At 52.2% G+C, this 18,510-nt stretch carries 21 protein-coding genes; 20 read left to right on the plus strand and 1 reads right to left on the minus strand.

The genetic code is table 11. The annotated features are described in order from the left end of the window. Positions 1-26: 26 nt before the first annotated feature. The 17 genes from P398_RS0109150 to P398_RS17035 all read left to right on the plus strand — a co-directional run bounded on the left by P398_RS0109150 (position 27) and on the right by P398_RS17035 (position 16,290). Positions 27-578, plus strand: a complete 552-nt coding sequence (locus P398_RS0109150; RefSeq protein WP_029334863.1) for a cob(I)yrinic acid a,c-diamide adenosyltransferase — start codon at positions 27-29, stop codon at positions 576-578. 8 nt (positions 579-586) lie between these two features. Further along, complete coding sequence (gene yfmF, locus P398_RS0109155) at positions 587-1,825, plus strand: EF-P 5-aminopentanol modification-associated protein YfmF (protein WP_029334864.1); 1,239 nt, start codon at positions 587-589, stop codon at positions 1,823-1,825. Further along, positions 1,822-3,081 carry an EF-P 5-aminopentanol modification-associated protein YfmH gene (gene yfmH, locus P398_RS0109160; protein ID WP_029334865.1) on the plus strand — a complete coding sequence of 420 codons (1,260 nt, stop codon included), beginning with the start codon at positions 1,822-1,824 and terminating at the stop codon, positions 3,079-3,081. Before yfmF ends, yfmH begins: the two co-directional genes overlap by 4 nt. Continuing rightward, the gene (ymfI, locus tag P398_RS0109165) at positions 3,078-3,773 is read left to right on the plus strand and encodes an elongation factor P 5-aminopentanone reductase (RefSeq protein WP_029334866.1); all 696 of its coding nucleotides are present in this window, start codon (positions 3,078-3,080) and stop codon (positions 3,771-3,773) included. Before yfmH ends, ymfI begins: the two co-directional genes overlap by 4 nt. Before the next feature lie 95 nt (positions 3,774-3,868). Then, positions 3,869-4,645, plus strand: coding sequence for a YmfK family protein (locus P398_RS0109170; RefSeq protein WP_024371601.1), 777 nt, complete (start codon positions 3,869-3,871; stop codon positions 4,643-4,645). A 48-nt stretch (positions 4,646-4,693) separates the two neighbouring features. After that, positions 4,694-5,545 (plus strand): helix-turn-helix domain-containing protein, encoded by an 852-nt coding sequence (locus P398_RS0109175; RefSeq protein WP_231557596.1) that lies wholly within the window; start codon positions 4,694-4,696, stop codon positions 5,543-5,545. 30 nt (positions 5,546-5,575) lie between these two features. Then, the gene (gene pgsA / locus P398_RS0109180; RefSeq protein WP_024371603.1) at positions 5,576-6,154 is read left to right on the plus strand and encodes a CDP-diacylglycerol--glycerol-3-phosphate 3-phosphatidyltransferase; all 579 of its coding nucleotides are present in this window, start codon (positions 5,576-5,578) and stop codon (positions 6,152-6,154) included. Positions 6,155-6,213: 59 nt separating this feature from the next. Beyond that, a complete protein-coding gene (locus P398_RS0109185; protein WP_029334867.1) occupies positions 6,214-7,443 on the plus strand; it encodes a competence/damage-inducible protein A in 1,230 nt (409 codons plus the stop codon). Positions 7,444-7,519: 76 nt separating this feature from the next. Then, complete coding sequence (gene recA / locus P398_RS0109190) at positions 7,520-8,569, plus strand: recombinase RecA (protein WP_024371605.1); 1,050 nt, start codon at positions 7,520-7,522, stop codon at positions 8,567-8,569. A 185-nt stretch (positions 8,570-8,754) separates the two neighbouring features. Next, positions 8,755-10,317: a ribonuclease Y gene (rny, locus tag P398_RS0109195; RefSeq protein ID WP_024371606.1), complete on the plus strand. Its 1,563-nt coding sequence runs from the start codon at positions 8,755-8,757 to the stop codon at positions 10,315-10,317. Positions 10,318-10,365: 48 nt separating this feature from the next. Beyond that, positions 10,366-11,160 (plus strand): TIGR00282 family metallophosphoesterase, encoded by a 795-nt coding sequence (locus tag P398_RS0109200; protein WP_029334868.1) that lies wholly within the window; start codon positions 10,366-10,368, stop codon positions 11,158-11,160. 26 nt (positions 11,161-11,186) lie between these two features. After that, a complete protein-coding gene (locus tag P398_RS0109205) occupies positions 11,187-11,447 on the plus strand; it encodes a stage V sporulation protein S (protein ID WP_024371608.1) in 261 nt (86 codons plus the stop codon). 169 nt (positions 11,448-11,616) lie between these two features. Continuing rightward, a complete protein-coding gene (gene tdh, locus P398_RS0109210) occupies positions 11,617-12,693 on the plus strand; it encodes an L-threonine 3-dehydrogenase (protein ID WP_029334869.1) in 1,077 nt (358 codons plus the stop codon). A gap of 14 nt (positions 12,694-12,707) precedes the next feature. After that, positions 12,708-13,889, plus strand: coding sequence for a glycine C-acetyltransferase (locus P398_RS0109215; RefSeq protein WP_029334870.1), 1,182 nt, complete (start codon positions 12,708-12,710; stop codon positions 13,887-13,889). A 417-nt stretch (positions 13,890-14,306) separates the two neighbouring features. Continuing rightward, positions 14,307-14,702: an IS200/IS605 family transposase gene (tnpA, locus tag P398_RS0109220; protein WP_029334871.1), complete on the plus strand. Its 396-nt coding sequence runs from the start codon at positions 14,307-14,309 to the stop codon at positions 14,700-14,702. 5 nt (positions 14,703-14,707) lie between these two features. Beyond that, positions 14,708-15,799: an IS200/IS605 family element RNA-guided endonuclease TnpB gene (tnpB, locus tag P398_RS0109225; protein WP_029334872.1), complete on the plus strand. Its 1,092-nt coding sequence runs from the start codon at positions 14,708-14,710 to the stop codon at positions 15,797-15,799. 179 nt (positions 15,800-15,978) lie between these two features. Further along, entirely contained in the window at positions 15,979-16,290 is a 312-nt protein-coding gene (locus P398_RS17035; RefSeq protein WP_152548630.1) for a hypothetical protein, read from the plus strand. A gap of 23 nt (positions 16,291-16,313) precedes the next feature. Here the strand turns inward: P398_RS17035 and P398_RS0109235 are convergent, their stop codons facing one another. Then, positions 16,314-16,862, minus strand: coding sequence for a DUF4256 domain-containing protein (locus P398_RS0109235; RefSeq protein ID WP_029334874.1), 549 nt, complete (start codon positions 16,860-16,862; stop codon positions 16,314-16,316). 88 nt (positions 16,863-16,950) lie between these two features. Between P398_RS0109235 and P398_RS0109240 the strand changes: the two genes are divergently transcribed. Genes P398_RS0109240 through P398_RS0109250 form a run of 3 tightly spaced genes read left to right on the plus strand, consistent with a single transcriptional unit; the run spans position 16,951 to position 18,440 of the window. Beyond that, positions 16,951-17,778: a hypothetical protein gene (locus P398_RS0109240; protein ID WP_029334875.1), complete on the plus strand. Its 828-nt coding sequence runs from the start codon at positions 16,951-16,953 to the stop codon at positions 17,776-17,778. Continuing rightward, positions 17,768-17,974, plus strand: a complete 207-nt coding sequence (locus tag P398_RS16955; protein ID WP_029334876.1) for a hypothetical protein — start codon at positions 17,768-17,770, stop codon at positions 17,972-17,974. Before P398_RS0109240 ends, P398_RS16955 begins: the two co-directional genes overlap by 11 nt. A 31-nt stretch (positions 17,975-18,005) precedes the next feature. Beyond that, a complete protein-coding gene (locus P398_RS0109250; RefSeq protein ID WP_029334877.1) occupies positions 18,006-18,440 on the plus strand; it encodes a hypothetical protein in 435 nt (144 codons plus the stop codon). Positions 18,441-18,510: the final 70 nt, after the last annotated feature.

Consider the following 18,510-nt stretch of genomic DNA (forward strand, 5'->3'; position numbering starts at 1 on the left):
ATTTGTGCCATACAGGAGGAATGACCATGAGACTGTACACACGTGGAGGAGACCAAGGAGAGACGTCGCTCATCGGCGGACGTGTCTCCAAAGTTCATCCTCAAATCGAGGCGATGGGATTGCTTGATGAATTGAACAGTCACATCGGACTCGCCTTGGCCCATCAGACCGACGAGACGCTCCGGACACAACTGACGAAAATTCAACACGACTTGTTCGACCTCGGTTCAGAGCTCATGCATCAGAACGAACCACCAAAACAAGTCGACCTGGTCATTGTCACCGAGCTCGAGACATGGATTGATGAACTCGAGCCGAACTGCCCGCCGTTGCGGCGTTTCATCTTGCCGGGAGGGAGTGTCGCCGCGGCGAGCTTGCATGTGGCCCGTACCGTTTGCCGCCGTGTCGAACGTGAACTCGTCGAAATCGAGGCCGCCACTCGTCAGCTGCCTTACTTCAACCGGTTGAGCGATTATTTGTTCACCGCGGCCCGTTACGCCAACGTCAAAGCCGGCGTACCTGACCAAGAATATGCCCGCGGCGCGGATGTGTTCAAACAGAAAAAGAAAAAGGAGTAGATCACGATATGAAAGGCATCGAACAGTTCCGCGAAAAGCTTCACTATTCGGTCTACCCGACCGACAAGTTCAAGACGACGACGTGTCTCGTCTCATTCTCGGCCCCGTTGTCGACAGAGACGATCGCTGATCGTGCGCTCTTGCCATATATCATGGAGAAATCGACGGAAGCTTATCCGTCCATTGAGTTGTTTCACACACCGCTAGAAGAACTGTACGACGCGGCGTTGTACGCCGGAGCGTCCAAAGTCGGAAAAGAACATGTCATCCAGTTTCAGCTCGAAGTCGTCAGTGACGGCCTTGTCGGTGAACCGGTGTTGTCACGTGCAATCAAATTGCTAGAGGAAGTCTTGCTTCGACCGAATGCGTATGATGGAGCGTTTCAACCGCTGATTGTCGAGCAAGAGTTGCGGTTGCAGCGGCAACGCATCGAATCGGTCTATGACGACAAGATGCGCTTCGCCCAACAACGGCTTCAAGAGTTGCTCGGCGGCGAGCTCGCCATTCCATCACTCGGTACGCTCGACCAATTGGACGCGGTGACCCCGCGCTCCTTGTATGCCGCGTACGAGTCGATGATTCGACATGATCGCATCGACGTATACGTCGTCGGTGACGTCGACCGTGCTCAGGTGACCGAGGCGTTCGCACCGCTTGAGACACTCGGTGAGCCGTTCGAACGAGCCTATCCAGAACCGGTGGCACGCGAGTTCCAACGGCTCGAGGAAGAGCAGGCGATCAATCAGAGCAAACTTCATCTCGCCTATGCGGTCGATGTCGACCCGAAAAGCGAAGATGCGGTCCGGATGCAAGTGTTCAATGGTTTATTTGGCGGTTTTCCGCACTCGAAGCTGTTCATGAACGTCCGTGAGAAAGAGAGTCTGGCCTACTACGCCGCGTCTCAATATAGCTCACTCAGCCGGATGTTATTCGTCTACGCCGGGATCGACGCCTCGAATCAAGCGAAAACCGAACAGATCATCGACGCCCAGCTCGCTGATTTGAAAGCGGGTCGTTTCGATGACATGACACTTGAACAGACGAAAGAGATGTTATACCATCAACGCCGCCAGCTCGGCGACAACCCGCGTCAACTGATCGCTTGGATGAGCGGCTCGGACATCCGTCCGTTCTCACTCGAAGAAGAGATGACGATCATTGAACGGACGACGCGTGATGATGTCGCGGCATTGGCGAACCGTCTCGAATTGACGGCCGTTTATTGTTTAAAGGGGGGGACGGCATGAAGATAGACTTTCCATACGTCGGTGAAACGTTACACCACACCGTGCTAGAGAACGGATTGACGATCTATTTATTGAAGAAAACCGGATATGAGAAGACGTACGCCACGTTCACGACGAAATACGGTTCGATTGACCGTCGCTTCAAGACGGAAGACTGGGTCGAGGTACCGGACGGGATCGCGCACTTCCTAGAACATAAGATGTTCGAGAAGGAAGATGGTGACGTCTTCCAAAAGTTCGGTCAACTCGGTGCGTCGGCGAACGCGTTCACATCGTTCACCCGGACGGCTTATTTGTTCGGGGCGACGTCGAACGTCGAGGCGAACTTGACGACGTTGCTCGATTTCGTCCAGACGCCCTACTTCACCGAGGCGTCGGTCGAGAAAGAAAAAGGCATCATCGGTCAAGAGATTCAAATGTATCAAGACAATCCCGGGTGGCGTCTTTATTTCGGGTTGATCGAGGCGATGTACGCCGAACACCCGGTGAAGATTGATATCGCCGGCACGATCGAATCGATCGGTCACATTACGACCGACGACTTGTACGCCTGTCACCGTGCGTTTTACCACCCGAGCAACATGGTCCTCTTCGTCGTCGGGAACATCGACCCGGATGCCGTACTCGAACAAGTGAAGGCGAACCAAGCCGCGAAGACGTTCGAAGCACCGGTGCTTCAAGCGCGTGAACGAGTCGAAGAGCCGACGAGCGTCAAGTCGACACAACGGATCATCGAGATGGACGTCTCGGTGCCGAAAGTGATGATCGGCTACAAAGACATTCCCCGCGCCGGAGCGGACGGAATGAAGCAAGAACTCGCCGTCGAGCTGCTCATGCACGCCTTGTTCGACACGACGGCCCCACTGTACGCGGAACTTTACGCCGAGGGCTTGATTGACGACGCGTTCTCGTTCGATTACACGTCGGAAGAGACGTTCGCGTTTGCCGTCTTGTCGATGGAGACGCCACACGTCGATTCGTTCGTCTCGCGGATGACGACCGCACTTGAGCGCCCGCTCGTCCTTGACGAGACGACGCTTGAACGCAAGAAGCGCATGATGAAAGGTCAGTTCTTGAAAGCACTCAACTCACCGGAATTCATCGCCAATCAATTTTCTCGATACGCGCTGAACGGCGGCAACATGTTCGAGCTGCCTGAGTTGCTCGATGCGATTACCCTTGATGACTTGTATGCTGCGTACGACCGGTTGTTCCAAGCGGACAGACGGACCGTCTGTATCGTCAAAAAACCGTGAAGACGCTCATCACCGGGGCGAGCGGTGCGATTGGACAAGCGGTCGCAAAATCGTTTCGCGATGACACGCTCATCTTACAGGCGAACCGAAATGGCGCCGCGCTCGAGTCGTTCGTGAAAGCGGAACGTCTCGATGCCCGTGTCGACACGTGCGACCTTGAGGACGAAGATGCTGTCGAAACGTGGATGACGTCAATCGACCGTCTCGACCGTCTCGTCTACGTCGCAGGGAACCACGTCCACGGCCTCGTCGTCGACCAACCGATTCACGATCTCGACCGCCTATACCGTGTCCACGTCCGTGCACTCGCACGCCTCGTTCAACGAGCTGTCGAAGCGAAACCGTATGATCGCCCGCTCGACATCGTCGTCGTCTCGAGCGTATGGGGCGAGGTCGGGGCCGCTGGAGAAGTGTTTTACTCGACGGTGAAAGCGGCGCAGCTCGGCTTCGTCAAGTCGTTCGCCCGCGAGGCCGGTCCGTTTCGGGTGCGCATCAACGCCGTCACCCCGGGCTGGATAGATACGCCGATGAATGATACGGTAGAAGAGACGAAAGACGAGGCCGTCGAGGAGATCCCGCTCGGCCGGCTCGGTCATGTCGACGAAGTGGCGAAGACGATCCGGTTTCTCTGTTCGGAAGATGCCTCCTATATGACCGGTGCCGTCCTTCGCATCGACGGAGGTTGGCAGTGACGACTTCGTGAAACAGAAAACGAGTTCTTTTCAATTCTTCTAAAATAATTTAGAATGAACAAGGTAGCGAACGTGCGTCGGAAAGGGTGGATGGGATGGATCATAAGTTCGAAGAATGGTATCTCGAGTATGAACTTTGCCAAAATCGGCCCGGTATCCTCGGTGATATCGCTTCGCTGATGGGAATGCTCCAAATTTCAATCGTGACGATCAACGGTGTCGACTTGCAACGCCGTGGGATGCTCTTGAAAGCCCCTGCCGCCGACCACGTCCATCGGCTCGAACATATCCTTCGAAAAATGGAGGCAATTGCCGTCATCAAGTTACGGCGACCGAAACTACGGGACCGCATCGCGATTCGGCATGGACGATATATCGAACACGACAACGACGATAAAAAGACGTTTCGGTTCGTACGTGAAGATTTAGGTGTGCTCGTCGACTTCGTCGCCGAACTGATGAAAGAAGAGCGGCACTTGTTGATCGGCGTCCGCGGCAATCCTCGTGTCGGCAAGACCGAATCGATTGTGGCCGCGAGCGTGTGTGCGAACAAACGATGGTTGTTCTTATCGTCGACGCTCATGAAGCAGACGGTACGGACGTCTTTATTCGAAGAAGAACGAGAAGGCGATCACGTCTACATAATCGACGGCGCCGTCTCGACACGGACGATGGATGAGCGGCACCGCCAACTGATTCGAGAAGTCATGCGTCTGCCGGCCGTCAAAGTGATTGAACATCCTGACCTATACGTCCGGAACACCGATTGCGTGTTCGAGGACTTTGACTATATTATCGAGCTGCGCAACAATCAAGATGAAGTGATCATCATCCCGCAAGAGACGCATCGTGAAGCAGAATGGTTTGAATAATTATTTGAATGGAAGGTGTGGACCCCTGTGACAGAACTAGGGACTTTTTTGAAACAAAGGCGTGAGGCGAGCGGTCTGACGCTCGACCAAATCCAGCAAACGACGAAGATTCAAAAGCGCTATATCATCGCGATCGAGGAAGGTGATTATAAAAATCTCCCTGGTTCGTTCTACGCACGGGCGTTCATCAAGACGTACGCCGAGTCGCTCGGCCTAGACGTCGACGAGCTGTATGAGACGTACGCGAAAGATTTGCCGAAGATCGAGCCGCAACCGACCGTGCAGTTGTCACGGAAACAGACGTATTCGAAAGCGTCTGAGACGTCGAGTCGCGTGTCGAGGTGGGTACCGAAAGTCATGCTCGTCCTCGTCGCCTTCTTGCTCATGACGGCCGTCTGGTATGTCGTGAAGAACCTCAACTTCGGAGAACAAGACGCTTCGCCAGTCGAGCCGCCAAGTTCTGGCGTGACGATCAATCAGAACGAAGATGTCCCAGAAGAAGAACCCGTCGAAGAAGAACCGGTTGAAGAAGAACCGGTCGAGGAAGAACCACAAGAAGAGACCGGACCGATCGCGGTCACGGAAACGAACGGTGCCGATCTCGTGTATGAGATCGCGACAGCTGACAAGCTCACGACCGAGATTCACGTGAAGGATTCTCCGGCGACGTACGTCGGTGTCCGGGATACATCGCTCGAAGGACCGTTTCTCGCACCGGAATATCCTAACCAATCGAAACAAAACCCGATCGTCATCGAAGATGCAGAGACCGATACGCTCCGCATCCGCATCGGGTTGATCGGCGGCGTTGAGAAGATCGTCGTCAACGGGCGCGAACTCGAACTTGCCGATTCACCGGTCACACAAAATATTTTTGTAAAGAGAGTCGACGCTGAATAAGCCGACTCTCCTCAAGAGGAGGAGTTCTCGATGAACCTACCTAACCGCTTGACGATGCTCCGGGTCATTCTCATTCCCGTGTTCGTCGTCTTGCTCGCTGTAGACTTTGAGTGGGGAGACATCGCTTTCCTCGGAGCGGAAGTGCCGCTCCATCAATTTTTAGCCGCGATCGTCTTCACGATCGCCGCGATCACCGATTGGCTCGATGGTCATTTGGCCAGAAAGCACAACTTAGTGACGAACTTTGGGAAGTTCATGGATCCGCTCGCGGATAAACTGCTCGTCACGGCGGCGCTCGTCTTGCTCGTCGAGATGAATCTTGTCGCGGCCTGGGTCGTCGTCGTCATCTTGTCACGCGAATTCGCCGTGACCGGGCTTCGACTCGTCGCAGCCGATGAAGGCATCGTCGTCGCGGCCGGCAAATCCGGAAAAGCAAAGACGTGGGTCCAATTGTTCGCCATCATCTTCTTGCTGTTCGGCAATCCAATTTTCAGCTATGTCGGGATTCCGTTCGGAGAGTGGGCGATGTGGCTCGCTCTTGTGTTGACGATCTACTCGGGCGCCGAGTATTTTGCACAAAATTATAAGATCATTGTAAAATCGATGTGAATCGAGGAGACGAGTTGTGACACAACTCGTCTTTTTTTGAATCGTGAGGAGGAAATCAAGTGCAACGGACCGAAATCATTGCGGTAGGTTCTGAACTTCTGTTAGGCGAAATCACGAACACGAACGCCCGTTACTTGTCACTTCAATTGTCGAAATACGGGTTGCCGGTCATGTATCATATAGTCGTCGGAGATAATCCATCGCGACTCGAGGAGACGTTCGCCACGGCGAGACGACGGAGTGACCTCGTCATCGTAACCGGGGGGCTCGGCCCGACGAACGATGATATCACGAAGACGGTGCTCGCCGAACTTCTCGACCGTCCGCTCGTCCGGGACCGTGACGCGTTACATACGATCGAACGGTTCGTCGCCTCACGGGGAAGGGAGATGAACGAAGGCGATGCGCGTCAAGCGGATGTCGTCGAAGGTTCGGAAGTGCTCTCAAACCCGGTCGGTCTCGCCCCTGGCATGTGGCTCGAGGAGGATGGGACGACGTGGCTTCTTCTTCCGGGTGTGCCGCGCGAGATGGAAGCGATCGTCGCCGCGACGTTCCCTCACAAATTCTCAGGGGCGACGCTCGTCTCCGAGTCGTTACGTTTTTATGAGATCGGGGAGTCGGCGCTCGATGCGGCCGTATCAGATTTGACGAACGGCTCTAATCCGACCGTCGCACCGTACGCCGAGGCCGGGGAGGCGAGGCTTAGGGTGAGCGCGCGCGCCGAGACGGAAGTCGAGGCGAGACGGATGATCGCCGACGTCAAACGGGAGCTCCTAAACCGTGTCGGCACCTATTATTTTGGATCGGATGAGGATACGGTGGCAGCCGCGTTGCTTCGCGAACTCGACCGACGGCAGTCCACGTTGTCCGTCGCCGAGTCGCTGACGGGCGGACGAGTCCAATCGATGCTCACCGCCGTCCCGGGTGCCTCGAACGTGTTTCGGGGTGGCGTCGTCACGTATTCCGACGAGCTAAAAAATAGGTGTTTAGGGGTGTCTCTTGCTACAATTGAGTCACACACGGTCGTCTCAAAAGAAGTAGCTTCTGAAATGATTCAAGGACTCATCCGTCTGACCGACACCGACTACGGACTGGCCTTCACCGGAGAGGCAGGCCCTGTCTCAAGTTCAGGCCAAGCGGTCGGGACGGTATTCATCGGTGTGAAATCGAAGAACGGGATCGAAGTGCTCGAGCGTGTCTACCCGCATCAAGAGCGGCACGTCATTCAAGACCGGGCCGCGAAGGACGGCATGTGGGCACTTCTACAGCGACTGAAAAAAGGCGAATAAACGTTCGTAAAAAACTTGTGTATCGTGTCCCGTTCGCTTATAATGATAGTATCAATCAAAGGAGGCTCATTTATCTATGAGTGATCGTAAACAAGCGTTAGACATGGCATTGCGCCAGATCGAGAAACAATTCGGTAAAGGCTCAATCATGCGCCTTGGTGAAAATACAGATCAGCAAGTATCCGTTACTCCGTCAGGGTCAATCGCCCTCGACATCGCCCTCGGTGCCGGTGGTTACCCGCGCGGACGTGTCATCGAAGTATACGGACCAGAATCTTCAGGTAAGACGACGGTGGCGCTCCACGCGATCGCCGAAGTACAAAAACGTGGCGGTCAGGCAGCATTCGTCGACGCCGAGCACGCTCTCGACCCGAAATACGCGAAAAACCTTGGCGTCAACATCGACGAGCTTCTCTTGTCTCAACCGGATACGGGGGAGCAGGCGCTCGAAATCGCGGAAGCGCTCGTCCGCTCTGGCGCGGTTGACATCCTCGTCGTCGACTCGGTTGCGGCACTCGTTCCGAAAGCCGAGATCGAAGGGGAAATGGGAGACTCGCACGTCGGTCTTCAAGCCCGTCTCATGAGCCAAGCGCTCCGTAAACTGTCAGGTGCGACGAATAAATCGAAGACGATCGTCATCTTCATCAACCAGATCCGTGAGAAGATTGGGATCATGTTCGGGAACCCGGAAACGACACCAGGTGGACGTGCCCTCAAGTTCTATTCGTCGGTCCGTCTTGAAGTCCGTCGTGCCGAAACGCTCAAGCAAGGGCAAGACATGGTCGGGAACCGGACGAAGATTAAAGTCGTCAAAAACAAAATCGCGCCACCGTTCAAAACAGCGGAAGTCGACATCATGTACGGTGAAGGGATCTCACGTGAAGGGGAACTTATTGACATCGGAGCCGACCTCGATATCGTTCAGAAGAGCGGTGCTTGGTACTCGTATAACGAGGAGCGTCTCGGGCAAGGTCGTGAGAACGCGAAACAGTTCATGAAAGAGAATCCGCACGTCGCCGCGGCTGTCGAAGAACAGATTCGCGACCACTACGGATTGAACGGCGAGAAGACAGTCACAGTCGCTGCAGATGACGACGATGTGTTGTCATTGCTCGATGACGAATAAGTACGTTCACTCACTCGGTTTTTCCGAGTGAGATTTTTTTAGTATAATTTTTTTATGAATTGGTAGTTCTATCCTGTCCGTGCATTGCATTCTCCTATGTAAATAAGTACAATAAAGCTATACGCGGGCTCGCTCGCGTATTCATTCATGAAAAAATAAAATAACCTTGCGAAAGGGAGGTGAACATGATGGAATGGCTATTAGAGCTTATTCTGATCCTCCTTTTGCCGATAGCTTTTGTTGCAGGTTTTTTTGTGCGTAAATCGATCGCCGAAGCGAAGATTCAAGGTGCTGAGACGGAAGCGACCAAGATTGTAGAGCAAGCGAGACAACAATCGGAAGCGATGCAAAAAGAAGCACGGCTTGAAGTAAAAGAAGAGATGATTCAACTTCGCAATGAGACGGAACAAGAACTGCGCGAACGTCGCGAAGAGCAAAAGGTGAAAGAGAACCGCCTCGTTCAAAAAGAAGAGGTCCTCGACCGCAAAGCAGACATGCTCGAACGGAAAGAGGATTCACTCGACGAACGGGAAACGACACTTGCGAAACGTAAGCGGGAAGCTGAGACGCTCGAGAGCAAAGTGGAGGAGTTGTACGAGGAAGCGCGCCAAGAACTAGTACGCGTCGCAGCCTTGTCGAAAGAAGAAGCACGGACCATCATCATGGACGAAGCGAAGCAGGAAGCGCTTCACGATGCTGCTCTCCTTCAAAAAGAAATCGAGCAAAAAGCAAAATTAGAAGCTGATAAAAAAGCGAAGCACTTGTTGTCGCTCACGATGCAACGGTACGCCGCGGAACACGTGGCGGAAACGACGGTATCCGTCGTCAACTTGCCGAGCGACGAGATGAAAGGACGCATCATCGGGCGTGAAGGACGTAACATCCGGACGCTCGAGACGCTCACCGGCATCGACCTCATCATCGATGACACACCGGAAGCGGTCATCTTATCAGGGTTTGACCCGGTCCGTCGTGAAATCGCCAAAATGACGCTCGAAAAACTCGTTCAAGACGGACGGATCCATCCGGCCCGAATCGAAGAGATGGTCGAGAAGTCGCGCCGTGAAGTCGACGAACGCATCCGTGAATACGGGGAAGAAGCGACGTTTGAAGCGGGCATCCACGGGGTTCATCCAGACCTCGTCAAGACGCTCGGTCGCATGCGCTACCGGACGAGTTACGGTCAGAACGTACTTGCCCATTCGGTCGAAGTCGCGCACCTCGCCGGCATGATGGCCGCGGAGCTCGGAGAAGACGTGACGCTCGCGAAACGAGCGGGTCTTCTGCACGATATCGGGAAGGCGATCGACCACGAGGTCGAGGGCAGTCACGTCGAGATCGGTGTCGAACTTGCTACGAAATACAAAGAACATCCGGTCGTCATCAACTCGATCGCTTCCCACCACGGGGACGTCGAAGCGACATCGACGATCGCAGTGCTCGTCGCAGCGGCTGACGCCTTGTCAGCGGCGCGCCCTGGCGCCCGTCAAGAGACGCTTGAAAGCTACATTCGTCGCTTAGAGCGCCTCGAATCGATTTGTGAATCGTTTGACGGCGTCGAGAAATCATATGCCATCCAAGCAGGACGCGAAGTCCGTATCATCGTTCGCCCCGACGTCGTCGATGACGTTGTAGCGAGTAAGATGGCACGTGACATCTGTAAACGGATTGAAGATGAACTCGATTACCCGGGACAAATTAAAGTGACGGTCATCCGCGAAACGCGGTCCGTCGATTATGCGAAGTAAAAAGCGGAGACCTTCTCCGCTTTTTCTATTTACAAGGAGGAAACTCAAATGAAAGTCTTATTCATCGGTGACGTCGTCGGACAACCGGGACGTGAAATTTTGGCCGCGCAAATCGGTCGCCTGAAAGACAAATATAATCCGACGTTCATGCTCGTCAATGGTGAGAACGCGGCAAACGGGCGTGGGATCACAAAAAAGATTTACCAACAGTTCCTCGAGCTTGGTTTTCACGGGGTGACGATGGGCAACCATACGTGGGACAACCGTGACATCTTCGACTGGATCGACGACGCCGACCGTATCGTCCGTCCGGCCAACTATCCGGATGGTACACCTGGCGTCGGGATGATGGTACTGAAGCAGCGCGGGAAGAAGCTTGCCGTCATTAACGTGATGGGCACGGTCTTCCTTCCTTCGCTCAGCTGTCCGTTTCGAAAAGTCGATGAGCTGATCGACACGGTCAAAGACGACGTCGATGCCATCTTCGTCGATATGCACGCCGAGGCGACGAGCGAGAAGATCGCGATGGGCTATTATTTGGATGGTCGCGCCCAAGCGGTCGTCGGGACACATACACACGTCCAAACGGCCGATGAACGCGTGCTCGCGAAGGGGACGGCATACATTACGGATGTCGGGATGACAGGGCCGCTTGACGGCGTGCTCGGCATGGACGCGGACGTCGTGTTGAAAAAATTCCTGACACAGCTCCCGGTGCGGTTTGAAGTTGCCGAGGGACGGGAACAACTTAATGGAGTTTTAATCACAATCGATGACCAATCGAAACGAGCCACAAAAATCGAACGCATACACCTAGATGATCAGACCGTCTGGTTTGATTGAACAACCTACCCGAGGGGGAAACAAGAATGGACGTACTCAAAGTTTCGGCAAAATCGAATCCCAACTCCGTTGCGGGTGCACTCGCTGGCGTACTTCGTGAAAAAGGCACGTGTGAGATTCAAGCAATCGGCGCTGGGGCGCTCAACCAATCGATCAAAGCAGTCGCCATCGCGCGCGGTTTCGTCGCGCCAAGCGGTCTCGACTTGATTTGTATCCCGGCGTTCACGGATATTTTAATCGACGGGGAAGAACGAACTGCGATCAAGCTCATCATCGAACCGAGATGAGCTTGCGGTCGGGACATAGGTCCTATTCTTGTAAAGAGAAGCCATCGGCGCGGATGGCTTCTCTTTTTTTGGTTGAAATCCGACGTTCTGTCTTCTCAGTTTCGTCATTTTATGACAAGATGAAAGAGAACGTGAAGTTCGATTAAGAGACAAGAGGGGGACGTTTTCGATGGAACAGCTCGTGTCAACGACAGAGAAGGAAACAACGACACCTGTTATGAAAGCGATTCAAAAGCATACGGCCGGATTCGGGGCAAAATTGGTCGAGGTACCGATTCCGACACCGGGTCCGGGTGAAGTGTTAATCAAAGTGACGGCGACATCGATTTGTGGGACCGACGTTCACATTTATGAATGGGACGATTGGGCGAAGAGCCGGGTCAAGCCGCCGTATGTGTTCGGTCACGAGTTCTCGGGGGAAGTCGTGGCGCTCGGGGAAGGGGCGAAGCGCATCAAGATCGGCCAAGCCGTTTCGGCCGAGACACATATCGTCTGTCACCAGTGCAAACAGTGTTTAAGAGGGCAGTATCACATCTGTAAAAACACGAAGATTATCGGCGTCGACACCCAAGGCTGCTTCGCCGAGTACGTCGTCATGCCAGAAGAGAACTTGTGGGTCAATCCCGTGGCGATGCCGGCGAAGCTCGCCTCGATTCAGGAACCGCTCGGCAACGCCGTCCATACGGTGCTCGCGAGCGATGTGTCAGCAAAATCTGTCGCTATCGTCGGTTGCGGACCGATCGGGCTCATGGCCGTCGGTGTCGCCAAGGCGGCCGGTGCGAGCCGCGTCTATGCGATCGATGTTAACCCATATCGGTTGAAGCTCGCCGAAGACATGGGGGCGGACGTCGTCATCAACAGCATGGAGCAGAATCCGCTCGAGTTGATCATGAACGAGACAGACATGGACGGGATCGATGTCGTCTGTGAGATGAGTGGTCATCCGCTCGCGATTGACCAAGCGTTCAAGATGGTCACGGCAGGAGGAGACGTCAACGTGTTGTCGCTTCCGGCGAAACCGGTCGCGCTCGACTTGACACGTGACGTCGTCTTCAAAGGGGTCCGGGTCCAAGGGATTACCGGACGTAAAATGTATGAGACGTGGAGCCAAGTGTCGACGATGCTCGCGACCGGGCAACTGAACGTCGAACCGATCATCACCCACGTGTTCAAGCTCGAGGAGTTCGAGCAAGGTTTCGAGCTCATGCGGGCCGGGAAGTGTGGAAAGGTCGTCTTAATACCATAAGAGGGGGAAACAATATGGCATTTGAACATATTACAGAAGCAGTCAATGAAATGAAGCAAGCGGGTACGTTCCGTTCGCTCGTGCCGCTCGAGTCGGCGCAAGGGAACGAGGTCACGATCAACGGCAAGTCGCTCGTGCAACTGTCGTCCAACAACTATCTCGGTCTCGCCAACCATCCGCGTTTGAAACGAGCGGCGATTGAAGCGGTCGAACAGTTCGGCGCCGGCACCGGTTCGGTCCGGACAATCGCCGGTACGTTCGAGATGCACGAAGCGTTCGAGCGCGAGCTCGCCGAGTTCAAACATACGGAAGCGGCGCTCGTGTTCCAGTCTGGGTTCGCGACGAACCTTGGCGTCTTGTCGGCGCTCCTCGGGCCAGAAGACGTCGTCATCAGCGACGCGCTCAACCACGCCTCGATTATCGACGGTATCCGTTTGACGAAAGCGGCACGTCGCATCTATAAACACGTCGACCTTGAAGACTTAGAGGCAGCGTTGAAAGAGACACAAGACTACCGGACGCGCCTCATCGTCACGGACGGTGTCTTCTCGATGGACGGCAATATCGCGCCGCTCCCAGAGATCGTCGAACTTGCCGAGAAGTATGACGCGGCGGTCATGGTCGACGACGCGCACGCCTCGGGCGTCCTCGGTCAGAACGGCCGCGGGACGGTCAACCACTTCGGACTCGACGGACGGGTCGCGCTCCAAGTCGGGACGTTATCGAAAGCGATCGGTGTTCTCGGCGGTTACGTCGCCTGCTCGAACGACGTCCGCGACTTCTTGATCCAAAAAGGACGCCCGTTCCTTTTCTCGACGTCGCACCCGCCAGCGGTCGTCGCCGCGAACCAGGAAGCGATTCGCGTCATGAAGGAAGAGGAAGACCTGTTCGACAAGCTTTGGGCGAACACGGAGTTCTTCAAGACGGGTCTCCGTGACCTCGGTTTCGACATCGGACACGCGACGACACCGATCACGCCGGTCATGCTCGGTGAAGAGACGCTCGCACATACGTTCTCGGACAAGCTGAAAGACCACGGCGTGTTCGCACAGAGCATCGCCTTCCCGACGGTCGAGAAAGGCAAGGCGCGTATCCGGACGATCGTGACGGCGGAACATACACGTGACGACCTCGAACGCGCACTCGCTGCCTTTAAAGCGGTCGCTGAAGAATTGAACGTCACGCTCCACGCATAAGCTTGAGGCTGCAGACGAATCGTCTGCAGTTTTTTTGTGTTGAAACAGATGTATGATTGTTCTCGATTTATCAATCAATCGTGCAGCCCGACCGATCGAGGAGTGGGCGATAAGCGTTTTGAACAAGGTAAAACGTTTCGTTTTGAAAAAATTGGTAGACGTTTAAGAAGAGAGACTCTAAAATTTGAAAAGAAATAATTGAAAAAGTATTTTATTTCAAATACCGAATTGGAATATAAAAGTCTGGAGAAATGTAAGGATGATTGATCATATTTCAACAATAGTAGGCGAGAATTCTCCCTCCTCTAAGTGTCTCGGGGCGAAGCCCATCGTAGGTGGGAGATGAATCGCCTATGTTAGCAAGATTGTATGTGCTTGGTATAATGGATGTAACCAATCAAAAGGACTGAACTAACAATGAAAATGGATACAAATGAACATTCAGTCTTTCTTCTGAATTACCACCTCGTCTTGGTGGTCAAATATAGACGCAAGGTGATTGACGACGTCTCGGGGTTCGCGAGACAGACGTTCGAACGGATCGGCGCGTCATACCATATCACACTGACCGAATGGAATCATGACGGTGACCATATCCATGTGTTGTTCAAGGCTCACCCGAACACAGCGATGTCGAAGTTTCTGAACGCCTACAAGAGCGCGAGCAGCCGACTGATCAAACGGGACTTTCCACACGTCAAGAGACGACTGTGGAAAGAAATGTTCTGGTCTCGGAGCTACTGCCTCGTGACGACCGGCGGTGCGACGATCGACGTCATCAGGCAATACATCGAAAAACAAGGAAAGGAGTGATCACTTTGCTGAAGGCGTACAAGTTTCGACTATACCCGACGAAGCCACAACAAGAATACTTCATGAAGACGTTCGGTTGCGTCCGTTTCGTCTACAACAAGATGCTCGAGGAACGGATCCGACTGTATGAAGAGTCGAGGCTGAACCCTGACGCGAAGCAGAAGCTCCCGACCCCGGCGAAGTATAAGCCCGAATTCCCTTTCTTGAAAGAGGTCGATAGCTTGTCTCTGGCGAACGCCCAGATGGACTTGAACAAGGCATATGCCAACTTCTTCCGCGACAAGTCTGTCGGGTTCCCGAAGTTCAAATCGAAGCACGGCGACCGCGCCTCCTACACGACCAACAATCAGAACGGGAGCGTCCGGATCGAGGACGGGAAGGTGAAACTCCCTAAGATCGGCTTCGTGAAGTTCAAACAACATCGTCCTTTCGAGGGGATCATCAAGTCCGTGACGGTCTCGATGACGAAGACAGGCAAGTTCTTCATCTCCATCCTTGTCAATCAGGATGACGAACAATGGATTCCCGCTAAAAACAAAGTAGGTATCGACCTCGGGTTAGAGCACTTCGCCATCATGACGAATGACGAGATGCTTTCAAATAAGATTGATAATCCTCGCTTTCTTCACAAGTCAGAAGAGAAGGTCAAGAAGGCGCAGCGCGCTCTGTCACGTAAGAAGATCGGAAGCAAGAACCGAGAAAAAGCCAAGCTGATCCTCGCCAAGAAGCACGAGAAAATCGCAAACCAACGTAAAGACTTCCTTCATAAGTTGTCAAAACGAACCGTTGACGAGAACCAAGTCATCGTCGTGGAGACATTGAAATCGAAGAACATGATGAAGAACCACAAGGTCGCCAAATCGATCGCCGACGTCAGTTGGTACGAGTTCGTCCGACAGCTAGAATACAAGTGTAAGTTCTACGGACGGACGCTCATCAAGGCCGACCAATGGTACGCATCGACGCAAATCTGCTCTTCCTGCGGCGAGAAAGGCCAGAAGAAGACGATGGACGTGCGTGAATGGACGTGTGCTTGTGGCGTTCATCATGACCGCGACATCAACGCGAGCATCAACCTGTTGATGTTGGCTGACTGAAAAAACCTTCAGGGCAGGGACTTGCCCGACGAGCTTGGTAAACAACCGTGGCTAGTAAAAGTGCGGTCTTCCCAAGAAGCTCCCACTTCAATTTGCGAAGCGAATAAGTGGCGAGTAGTTCACTCGTCATTTGTATCATCGACGTGGAGTCGTGGAAAGAATTTTTCTTATTTTTATGGATGACGATTTGGGCATCGATATTCGTATCAGTTTATGCGATGGCGTGGTACGTACGCATTAAATATGATACGTCGCCGGATTTCACGGCATCGTTTGGGATCGATTCATTCCCTGGATGGGAAGCTTTCTTTAGCCAAATGCTCCATGGTTCAAACGTCACACAGAATGCACTGCTTCACGCCCTCTTTTTGTTCTGGATGCGTAAAGACAATGCCTGGTATATGTGGTTGCTAAAAGTACCCTCGCTCTTTTTCGTAAGCCTCTTCTTTATCAGATACATTCCGGTCGTCTTTCAGTGGCTCTTCAAGTAAAAGAGCAAGGCACTTGGCCTTGCTCAAATCTTGAACATCCCACGAAATCCACGGGCCGCGTAATACGAATCGGCACCGTTGTGATAAACAAAGGTGTGGTCATAGCGGCGGTCGCAGAACAAGGCGCCGCCTTTTTGACGAATCGTCTCTGGCGTTACAATCCAACTCGACGTCTTTGAGTCGAACGTACCGAGCGTCTGCAAATGGCGATACGTCGCTTCGTCAAGTAGCTCGAGCCCCATCTGTTCAGCCAAGGCGATGGCACTCCCATCCGGCTTGTTCTTCTTCCGGCCCGCTAGCGCCTGCTCATCGTAACAAAGACTACGGCGTCCGCTCGGGCTTTCCGGTGAGCAGTCACAAAAGGCGAGGTCACCGTTTGGAAGTCGAATCACATCCGGTTCGCCGCCGGTCCGTTCCATTTCAGAGAGTGTGAGGAGCTTGTCCGAATTCGTCTCAAGCTTCGTCACCACGTCTGACCAGACGACATCGGGGTGTCGCTCGAGGTGGGTGTGAAAACGTGCTTCGAGAATAGCGGTTAACTCGTTTCTCTCTTCAGTTGAGAGGTTGGCCATGATTCTTCACTCCGTTTCAGCAGTTTTTATCAGTATAAGATATTTTCATCATCCATTTATAATTCATTGAGCGAAAGGGGAATGTACGGTGAACTTTGATGAAGTGAATGTTCAGCATTTAAACGTGCAGACGTTCCAGACGATTGATTTGTTTCAAATCAAAACGATTTGGTCTGATTGTCTGCTGAATAATTCTTATCGTGTGACAGATTATTCAGAGCTGAACTTACATATGACGAAGCAAGAATTACTTCAGCTTCGATGGATTGATTTGACGTTACCGATTGGCATTTATTCGAATGAAAAACTAGTCTTTTTGTATAATTCGTATCATCGCAAATTATATACAGAAAAAGTTGTGTCCATCGAGCTAGCCGGACACGATGCTTCCTTCCTCGATTTTTTATTAGCACACAGTCAGACATTTCATTATCCAGATTCATTCTCTGCACAAATGGAATCACTCTATGATTTTTCGTGGGACAATTTGTGGGACAGCCAATGGAGGGAGTTTTATTTACCGAAGTTGAAAGAACCTACATCATTTATTACTTATTTGTTGGACACGCTTGGTGCTCAATCATTTCATATCGTTTCATCAAAGAATGAATTTTTGTCCGGTTTTGAAATCTGGGCGAAGCGGACGGGATGCGACCATTCGATGGAACGCATCGGGAAATGGATGTGGTCGAAGACATATAAGGTGAGAGGTGAGATATCACAACTTTCAGAACATTCCTTGCATCAGCTTGTCTCATTAGTAAACCAATCTGAAGAGTGGAAAGGCATTCGATTCCTCATCCCGACCGCGACAGAAACCGTCTCATTGTTCATCGGAGGCGATTTGACGCAAGGGGATGGGTACGGTGCGTTTCAGTATAAACTTGCGGGAGAAGTGATTTCCAATGAGATTTGAAGATTTATTCTTGTATGACGGGATGATGCACGTGTTTGCTTTCAATTATGACATCGGTCCGAAACGCCTGACGTTCCAGCTGCAACTTCTCGACTATCGGAAGAAACAGAACGCCTCTTTTCACGATAGACCGACGATTTATTCGGGTGCAAAATTTCGCAGGAACGTCAAAAAAAGAGCTGCTAAACGCAATTAAACAGAAAACATAAGTGAAGGGGGTTGATCGTATGGCGATTATTGAAAATGAAAGCTTATTTTTCGAACTTTTCCCTAGAAAATATTCTGAAAAACACGAAGATCCATTCATTTCCTCTACATTAGGAATAGGAATCGACGGTAAGGGTGTGTTTCATTTTTATGGTGAACTTCTAATGAAGTCTGAATTTGAGGAAATTTTAAGCAACATAGAGGAAATTTTAAGCAACATATATATGATGTTAAAAGATGAAATAAATAACTTCATTTTCATTCCTGTAGAACCAATTTTTAAGATGCAAGTCATAAAAGAAACACTAACACTTTACTGTTGGATATTTAAGTTTCAAACCGGAAAACCTCGAGAACATCGTTTTTATACTAATAAAACGGAAGTTCAGACATTCTATTTGCAATTGAAAGAAGAAATGAACAACGTGTTGCCTCCACCATTTCTTCCTAAGTGATGTTGTATTTTTTTCTGTATCATTAGGAACGTTATCGATGACGTTTGAAAAATAAATGTAAAGATTTGAG

The organism is Exiguobacterium aurantiacum DSM 6208, assembly GCF_000702585.1.
GTDB lineage: Bacteria > Bacillota > Bacilli > Exiguobacteriales > Exiguobacteriaceae > Exiguobacterium > Exiguobacterium aurantiacum.

Coding starts and splice junctions, on each gene's coding strand:
- P398_RS0109205 (WP_024371608.1), top strand. CDS start 11,187: ATGGACGTACTCAAAGTTTCGGCAAAATCGAATCCCAACTCCGTTGCG.
- yfmF (WP_029334864.1), top strand. CDS start 587: ATGAAAGGCATCGAACAGTTCCGCGAAAAGCTTCACTATTCGGTCTAC.
- P398_RS0109170 (WP_024371601.1), top strand. CDS start 3,869: ATGGATCATAAGTTCGAAGAATGGTATCTCGAGTATGAACTTTGCCAA.
- P398_RS17035 (WP_152548630.1), top strand. CDS start 15,979: ATGACGATTTGGGCATCGATATTCGTATCAGTTTATGCGATGGCGTGG.
- pgsA (WP_024371603.1), top strand. CDS start 5,576: ATGAACCTACCTAACCGCTTGACGATGCTCCGGGTCATTCTCATTCCC.
- P398_RS0109150 (WP_029334863.1), top strand. CDS start 27: ATGAGACTGTACACACGTGGAGGAGACCAAGGAGAGACGTCGCTCATC.
- tdh (WP_029334869.1), top strand. CDS start 11,617: ATGGAACAGCTCGTGTCAACGACAGAGAAGGAAACAACGACACCTGTT.
- P398_RS0109235 (WP_029334874.1), bottom strand. CDS start 16,862: ATGGCCAACCTCTCAACTGAAGAGAGAAACGAGTTAACCGCTATTCTC.
- P398_RS0109200 (WP_029334868.1), top strand. CDS start 10,366: ATGAAAGTCTTATTCATCGGTGACGTCGTCGGACAACCGGGACGTGAA.
- P398_RS16955 (WP_029334876.1), top strand. CDS start 17,768: ATGAGATTTGAAGATTTATTCTTGTATGACGGGATGATGCACGTGTTT.
- yfmH (WP_029334865.1), top strand. CDS start 1,822: ATGAAGATAGACTTTCCATACGTCGGTGAAACGTTACACCACACCGTG.
- tnpA (WP_029334871.1), top strand. CDS start 14,307: ATGAAAATGGATACAAATGAACATTCAGTCTTTCTTCTGAATTACCAC.
- recA (WP_024371605.1), top strand. CDS start 7,520: ATGAGTGATCGTAAACAAGCGTTAGACATGGCATTGCGCCAGATCGAG.
- P398_RS0109250 (WP_029334877.1), top strand. CDS start 18,006: ATGGCGATTATTGAAAATGAAAGCTTATTTTTCGAACTTTTCCCTAGA.
- rny (WP_024371606.1), top strand. CDS start 8,755: ATGATGGAATGGCTATTAGAGCTTATTCTGATCCTCCTTTTGCCGATA.
- P398_RS0109215 (WP_029334870.1), top strand. CDS start 12,708: ATGGCATTTGAACATATTACAGAAGCAGTCAATGAAATGAAGCAAGCG.